This window comes from Desulfuromonas acetexigens (genome assembly GCF_900111775.1).
Classification (GTDB): domain Bacteria; phylum Desulfobacterota; class Desulfuromonadia; order Desulfuromonadales; family Trichloromonadaceae; genus Trichloromonas; species Trichloromonas acetexigens.
On record NZ_FOJJ01000023.1, the window covers coordinates 365,423 to 371,834 of the forward strand.

Annotated in this window: 7 protein-coding genes; 4 read left to right on the forward strand and 3 right to left on the reverse strand. The window is 54.4% G+C overall.

All coding sequences use genetic code 11. The annotated features are described in order from the left end of the window. Nucleotides 1-40: 40 nt before the first annotated feature. From BQ4888_RS10640 to BQ4888_RS10650, 3 genes are all read right to left on the reverse strand, one after another. Complete coding sequence (locus BQ4888_RS10640) at nt 41-514, reverse strand: pilus assembly PilX family protein (RefSeq protein ID WP_092057110.1); 474 nt, start codon at nt 512-514, stop codon at nt 41-43. A 122-nt stretch (nt 515-636) separates the two neighbouring features. Continuing rightward, nucleotides 637-1,497 carry a PilW family protein gene (locus tag BQ4888_RS10645; protein ID WP_092057111.1) on the reverse strand — a complete coding sequence of 287 codons (861 nt, stop codon included), beginning with the start codon at nt 1,495-1,497 and terminating at the stop codon, nt 637-639. Next, nucleotides 1,494-1,898 (reverse strand): type IV pilus modification PilV family protein, encoded by a 405-nt coding sequence (locus tag BQ4888_RS10650; protein ID WP_092057113.1) that lies wholly within the window; start codon nt 1,896-1,898, stop codon nt 1,494-1,496. Before BQ4888_RS10650 ends, BQ4888_RS10645 begins: the two co-directional genes overlap by 4 nt. Nucleotides 1,899-2,489: 591 nt before the next feature. Here BQ4888_RS10650 and BQ4888_RS10655 point away from each other — a divergent pair. The 4 genes from BQ4888_RS10655 (at nt 2,490) to BQ4888_RS10670 (ending at nt 6,290) form a co-directional block, all read left to right on the forward strand. Beyond that, complete coding sequence (locus tag BQ4888_RS10655; protein ID WP_092057115.1) at nt 2,490-3,005, forward strand: prepilin-type N-terminal cleavage/methylation domain-containing protein; 516 nt, start codon at nt 2,490-2,492, stop codon at nt 3,003-3,005. Nucleotides 3,006-3,007: 2 nt separating this feature from the next. Then, nucleotides 3,008-3,916, forward strand: coding sequence for a PilW family protein (locus BQ4888_RS10660; protein ID WP_092057116.1), 909 nt, complete (start codon nt 3,008-3,010; stop codon nt 3,914-3,916). Nucleotides 3,917-4,015: 99 nt separating this feature from the next. Beyond that, nucleotides 4,016-4,459, forward strand: coding sequence for a hypothetical protein (locus BQ4888_RS10665; protein WP_092057118.1), 444 nt, complete (start codon nt 4,016-4,018; stop codon nt 4,457-4,459). Between the two features lie 40 nt (nt 4,460-4,499). Continuing rightward, nucleotides 4,500-6,290: a pilus assembly protein gene (locus BQ4888_RS10670; RefSeq protein ID WP_092057119.1), complete on the forward strand. Its 1,791-nt coding sequence runs from the start codon at nt 4,500-4,502 to the stop codon at nt 6,288-6,290. Nucleotides 6,291-6,412 lie beyond the last annotated feature (122 nt).

Below are 6,412 nucleotides of genomic sequence, written 5' to 3' on the forward strand. Positions count from 1 at the left end.
GCTCCTTTTTTCCTCGCTCCTTTTTCCTCTTTCCTCCCCCCTACCTAACCACCACCCGCCCCACCTGCGCCTCCACCCGCGCCCGGGCTCCGGCCGGACCGGCGCCGACGGCGGTGATGCGGTAGCTGCGCAGAGCGAAACGGGTCGGGTCGCTACCGCTCTCCGGCGGGACCGGGCCTTCGCTCAGATAACGCACCCGGCAAACCTCTTCCGGAGCGATGCCGCTTGCCGTTTCCGCCGCGACCACCGCCGTCTGCCCCGGGTCGAGCACCACCTCGCCGGAATCGGCGGCGCGCAGCAGGGTCGTGTCGGCCAGCACATATTCCACCGCCCGCTCCGCGGCAAAAAAAGCCTGCTGCCGGGTATGGCGGTTGCCGGCGATGGCCAGTTCCACATCAGTGGTGTTCAGCGCAAAAAAGCCGAGCAGGCTGAGCATCGCCAGCAGGCAGACGACCAAAAGCAGCGCCATGCCCTGCTGGTTGTCGCAGACAGCCGAAAACCGTATTTTTTGCATCGGTCACCTCCCTGTTCATCCGCGAAAATCGATGCGGTTCCTGCCGTCACCGCATCCTACCGACTCGGTTTTATCCCTTTCATCCCCTTCATCCCTGTAATTCTTAGGCTCGTGGCCTTCCCTCACGGCAAGTTCCGTAGAGCGATCACGCTGCTCAGGGCACGGGTCTTCTCCCCCTGGGCAGTACGCGCCCGCCCTTCCAGCACGACCCGCACCGCCCGAATTTGTTCCAGTTCAGCCGCTGTCGGCGCTTCCCGCCAGCTTCCGTCATCCAGCAGATAGTCCAGCGCGAACGCGGTCAAGCCGTTCACCAAGACACCTCCCACCATCTTTTTCACCGTCACCCGCTGGGTCGGGACGCCGCTGTGACGCACGAAGAGTTCGTGATCTTTCAGAAAATAGCTGATGCTTCCGGGATAGACGGCATTAGCCCTCACCAGCACATCCCCGGCCCGATAATCGATTTCATCCGTCGCGGCAAAGCCCTCCAGGGTCAGGCTCGCCCCGGCGACATCGCGCCCGGTCACATACAGCAGCCGATCGAGGGGTTGCCGTTGCTCCACGGCGCAGATCAGCCGGACCGGGTCGCCGACCTGATACTGTTCGACAAGATCGGGCGCGGCCAGACGGAAGCTGTGGGACGTGACCTGCCGCACCGAGGCCCCAGCCCCCAGCGGAGCGCTGAAGCCGCTCGGGCAGGAGCTGTTGAGAATCAGGGGAGCGGTGTCGGTAGGCTGGTGTGGTGTGCTTTTCAGGGGGGGATGATGACGGAAGACGAGAAAACCGGCCTGGCGCAGATCGACGGTGAGATGGTCCATGGCGACGCGCAAATTCTGCTGCAACTCCACCACCTCTTCCTGCCCCAGCGCCGATTTTTGCATGTTCAAATAGAGTTGATAGATAACGCCCATCATGATGCCGGTCAGAGCCAGCACGACCAGCACCTCGACCAGACTGAAGGCCTTTTCGCCCAGGGATTTCATCGGCAGCGCTTGAAGGCGACGAGGGTGACCGGGCGCGCGGGAGCGTGAAGGGCCTCCACCCGCACTTCGACCCGGGTCAACTTGGGCCGGTCATAATCGGCATCGATGGCGTAGAGCGCCCGGTAGTTACCAGCGACTGGGGGCGCAGCGGCGAAGGGCCATTGCTGATCGACGGCATCCGTCGCCAGGCGCGGATCATCCTCCGGCCAGGCCAAAATCTCCTCCAGCACCCCCTCGGCCAAACCGGAGGCAACGCTCACCTGCTGCGCCGAAGCGTTCCCCCGCAGCGAGGTGAGCTGCATGCCCGCCACCGCCAGCAGCCCGATGGCGAAAACCGTCATCGCCACCAGCAATTCCACCAAAGAAGAACCCGTTTCGTACCCATTTCCACAGCCGGTCATGCCCCGTCCCTCCTTGAACAAAGCGAAAAAGGCGGTCCTCGGCCCCCATCTCGTCCGCCCCATGGCCGATTTTTATAAAGCATAAAGTTAGTCACAGCAAATAATTAGCGTAAGTGAATGAAAAATACAGAAATGTCCGATAGGGTTTTCAGGGGGATTCGGGAAGGAAGGATCAAAAAATCCCTACAGCGAGAGGCAGGTTGGGGAGAAGGAATCCCTACGAGAATAAAATCAACAACATGTCCGGACGGACATATTCACCTGAAATGTTCGAACCCCAGACGAAACATTCCCGAACGGACATATTTTTTGACGGAGAAGGAGAGCGCCGGAAGTCATGCCCAGGTTTGTGGGTAGAAAAAGTGGCGAAACAAGATTTGACCCCGATTTGAGGGGTTATCTCGAATGGGGGCGTCATCCGGCGTATTGGTCGTTGCATTTTTTGCGCGGAAAATGACGCAAAATTTGCATGATAGCTTATGTGAGGGGCAAGTAATGCTGAGATTCAGGCAGGTTAAGTGAAAGGAATGTCCGGCATGTGGCTTGCATGATATGGGCATCCGTTAAAATTACCTGACCACGGAGGCATATATGAAACGAGAGAAATCCGGGCAAGCCGGCTTCTCCCTCATCGAACTGCTGGTGGTGGCGAATGATTCAGAAAGGTCAGACACCATGAAACCATCCAATAAACAAGCTGGAAATGAAAGCGGCTTTACCCTGATCGAAGTTCTCATTGCCCTGACCATTTTCGCCATCGGCCTACTGGCTTTGGCAAGCATGCAGATTACCGGCATTCAGGGGAACGCCAAGGCGCATGAAGTAACCGCCAAATCAGCTCTGGCAATGGGCATACTCGAACAGATTCATGCTCTTGAAGGCGATGATGATTTTTTTCAAAACGACACCACCGACATGATTTGGACTTTTAACGGTGCTAACAGCATCGAACTGGCAGGGGCCGGGACCTGTACCGCCCTAGTCAGCGTAGCAGTCGACCCCACGATCAATGGCACTACCTACGATGACTTGAGTCAGACTTCCGTAACTGTCGCCTGCAGTGACGGGCCGGCCATTACGCAGACGCTGATGAAACGGAGGTACTGATCATGGATAAAGTCACAAAACGCGAAGTCGGCTTCACTTTGATCGAATTGCTGATCGTTATGGTGGTCATGGGCCTGGTTATCACATCGGTCTACAGCCTATTCATCAACAGCAAGAAAACAGCAACCACTTCGGAAGAGGTTGTCGACGTGCAACAGAACCTGCGGGTTGCCATCGACACCCTGGCCGGCGATATTCGCATGGCCGGCTTTCTCGTACCCGACGATGTAAATCCTATCAGCAGCGCCCCCGCCAGCCCAGGCATCGATACGGACGCCGATGGCTCTCTCGACACGGGCACTGTCTTTTCTCTACGAACCATCTCTTCGGTGCGAGCCTACGCCCGCGTGATCAGCGAAGATCCTCTTGGAGGCGGATTGACGGTTGAAAGCGGTTCGACCACCATGTTTTCAGAAGGCAACCGCGTTCATGTCATTCAGCCCAGCTCCGGTAAGGACATCTCCGGCTCGTTGACGCTTGGTGAACCATCCGGCGACGTCCTGCCCATTACTACGGCAGGATACAGCCCCGGCAGCATTTCCGCCGGCGATATCGTGGTCAGAAAGCTGGCGGGGGAACCCGACGAGGTCACGACCGTCCGCTACTGGCTGCGTGCCAACAACAACACGGGTGACAACATCTACGATCTGGTTCGCGACCTGCTCCTCGATGATGGCACCACAATAGAGACGGCAACCGTAGCCGGCAACATCAACAGTATTGACCTGACCTACATTCTGGAGGATGGCACTGAAAGCAACGCCCCGCCAGAACTGGAAGCCATCCGCGCCATTCGCCTGACAGTGACAAGTCAAACAGATAACATCAAAACGGGGCTGGCCAACTTCTCCGGCGTCAAAACCCGCAGCCTGCAGACCGTCGTCAAAATCCAGAACGCCTTTGGAGGTTAATCCATGCGACCAACCCATACAGCAACCGGCAAACCGCATTAGCCCAGCCGTACCAGCCTTCCGTACAACAACGAAAAGGGCTTTGTTCTGATCCTGTGCATGGTGATGCTGGCTGTGCTGACCGTCCTCGGGCTGATGGTGCTGACTTCTACCGATACCGAACTGAGCATTACCACCAACACGCGTATGTCCGCCGAAGCCATCAGCGCCGCGGAAACGATCCTGGAATTCGCCCAGAAAAAAATCCTAGAGGAGCGTAGCGGCAGCACGCTGATTAACGCAGACGTCGTCGACCTGCTTCCCCCCGATACCAGCCTGCGTACTGGCGGCATCAACGAAATCGATGTCTACAGCGCACGGGCCAACCCCAAAATACAGGCCCGTTTTAGTGCCGATGCCTCGGGCAAGGGAAACATCTTCTCCACCTCGGGAGATGGAACCGGTAGCATTGATTTGCCTTACTACCGTTCAACCATCGAAGTCCAAAGGCAGAGAGCGACAGCTCGATTGGAAGCTGTACAGGTAGACCTCACTGCCTTCTAAATAAACAGTTCACAACCCATTGCCTTACAAGGAGAGGGTCATGAAAAAAAGTATAATATTTCTTGCCATGGTGCTTTTGACGCCCCAGTTGGTCTACAGCGCACCGGATTATTACCTCGGTGATACCAGCGTTTATGCAGGTTCGACCGCCAGTGTACCGCCGAATATCATGCTGCTTTTTGACGTTTCACCTTCAATGACAACAGCGGGTTCGGCTATTAAATATGACTCTTCTGTAGCGTACGATGCGACAAAAGGCTACATACCTAAATATAAGTCGCTCTCTGGGAAAAATAGCATATACACTTCGCAAGCTATCTACACAATGAATTCTGAAACAAGCGGAAAATTTAACGCGACAAAATTCACTATAAAAGCGGATGACGCAGGTGGCCAAATAAAATACATACAATGTGAAGAAGCGAGAGAAGCTCTTTACGACAATGGCGTGTGGAGCAAAGCAGGCTGGGAATTAAATAAAGATGGAAATTGTGTTCAGTCAAAAAACACTAATCAATCGACGACCTACTACACTGGGGACAATGCCTGCTTACAATATGAGTTAAGTACAATCGCTCAGTCGCCATGGACAGCAAATACGATCTATAGTATTGGAGATGTCGTTGAAGCCCTGGTAAATGGAACCCTTGCCAAATTCGTCTGCTCTGCAGGAGGAACCTCCGGCGCCACTGCACCGGCATGGAACCTGAGTGACATTACTCATGACAATACTGTGGAATGGAAACCCGCCGAATCAGCGTTGACTGTTGCAGTAGACGTCCTCAAGAACATCGCTAACAGCCTTGGCAGCAGGGTGCGCCTGGGTGCCGCAGCCATAGGAGATGATGCCAACAAAGGGGCCACAATTTACCAACCCCTTATACAACCGGACACTGAACAAAAGCTGACCACCTTCAATAACAGTATGGTCCAACTGCGTGACCAGGCAAGGACTGAAGGCAATCATCAACCGGTCAACGAAGGGCTTTGGGATGTTGGAACATACTATTCAGGTGATTTCGATTTCATAGCAAAAAATGAAATTACTGATCCTGCATCAGCAGAATACTGGTGCCAGCCTAACCACATCATTGTCGTAACAAGTGACCTCAATGAGAGCTACAATCTTACAGACAATAAAACAGGAGATATTGACGGCGATGGAATAAAAGGTTCTTCAAAAGATGTAGCAAAACACCTTTATACGAAATTAGGGAATTTCAAAAATACAACCTATCCATTTAGAATTAATACCCATGTCATTCAACTTTTCGGTGAATTGAATGATCTAAAATTGACTGCGGAATACGGTCATGGGCTTTACTATGCGCTTGATAGCGCTGAACAACTTGAGTCTATTCTTATCGGTCTTATTCTCAGCCTGCTTGAGGCCGATTCCTCCTATGTCGCTCCGGTCGTTCCGGCTAGCCCGGAGAGTCAGCTTTACAGTGGTGAACGCATTTACCTCGGTTTTTTCAAACCCATGAACGATGAGCCTTGGTACGGCAATATCAAAAAATTCGCTCTTGATCGAAGCAACCGCATGCTGGGTTTTGATACAACTGGCGATCTGACGATTGCGACCGATGAAGAGGGCAATTTCATTGTGGACAACACTGGCAACCCGGCCATCCACTCGTTCTGGAGTTCTGACGCCGACGGTGGCCTGGTAGATGCCGGTGGTGTTGGCGAGCAGTTGTTTTCCCTTTTTGCAACCCCACCTGCGGTGCCCGGCGACCGCACCCTGCTCTTTGGGAGCTCGCTGACCAGCTTTACCAGCGCGAATCTCACCAAGGAACAGCTGGCTGTCGATACAGATGCGGAAAGGTAGAGTAGAGAGCAGGTTTTACCCTGCCCTCCCTCATCAAACCGTGCATGCGGTTTTCCCGCACACGGCTTTCCGATGTTCTTCACCGCAAGGCATGCGCCCTCTTCCAACCCGCTGAGGTCGGC